Here is an 857-nt window from a genome sequence, read left to right as displayed (position 1 = left end):
CTCAGGCGGAGTACTTAATGCGTTAGCTGCGGCGCTGAGATAACCCCAACACCTAGTACTCATCGTTTACGGCGTGGACTACTAGGGTATCTAATCCTATTTGCTCCCCACGCTTTCGTGCCTCAGCGTCAATAACAAGCCAGTAAGCCGCTTTCGCCACAGGTGTTCTTCCATATATCTACGCATTTCACCGCTACACATGGAATTCCACTTACCTCTCTTGCATTCTAGTAATGCAGTTTTCAAGGCGGACCGGAGTTGAGCTCCGGGCTTTAACCTCAAACTTGCAAAACCGCCTACGCACCCTATACGCCCAATAAATCCGGATAACGCTTGCCACCTATGTATTACCGCGGCTGCTGGCACATAGTTAGCCGTGGCTTTCTGGTAAGGTACCGTCAATATAGAGGCATTTCCTACTCTATTTTTTCTTCCCTTACAACAGAGCTTTACAACCCGAAGGCCGTCATTACTCACGCGGCATTGCTTCATCAGACTTTCGTCCATTGTGAAAAATTCCCTACTGCTGCCTCCCGTAGGAGTCTGGGCCGTATCTCAGTCCCAATGTGGCCGATCAACCTCTCAGTTCGGCTACGTATCATCGCCTAGGTGAGCCATTACCTCACCTACTAACTAATACGCCGCATCCCCATCTCATAGTGAACCAAACGGTCCTTTCAATCTTTTCTCATGCGATAATAAGATTCACATGCGGTATTATCTTTCGTTTCCAAAAGTTATCCCCCGCTATGAGGTAGGTTAGATACGTGTTACTCACCCGTTCGCCACTGGGGTGCAAGCACCCCCGTTCGACTTGCATGTATTAGGCATGCCGCCAGCGTTTATCCTGAGCCAGG

Annotated in this window: 1 rRNA gene; it reads right to left on the bottom strand. The window is 49.4% G+C overall.

What is annotated here, in order from left to right:
• Nucleotides 1-857, bottom strand: a 16S ribosomal RNA gene (locus tag CXR00_RS17955); the annotation flags it as partial.

Origin of the sequence: Arthrobacter sp. 9E16 (genome assembly GCF_002929435.1) — a bacterium.
GTDB classification, from domain to species: domain Bacteria; phylum Actinomycetota; class Actinomycetes; order Actinomycetales; family Micrococcaceae; genus Arthrobacter_B; species Arthrobacter_B sunyaminii.
The sequence above is the reverse complement of the archived record's forward strand: the minus strand, read 5'-3'. Positions and strand labels throughout refer to the sequence as shown.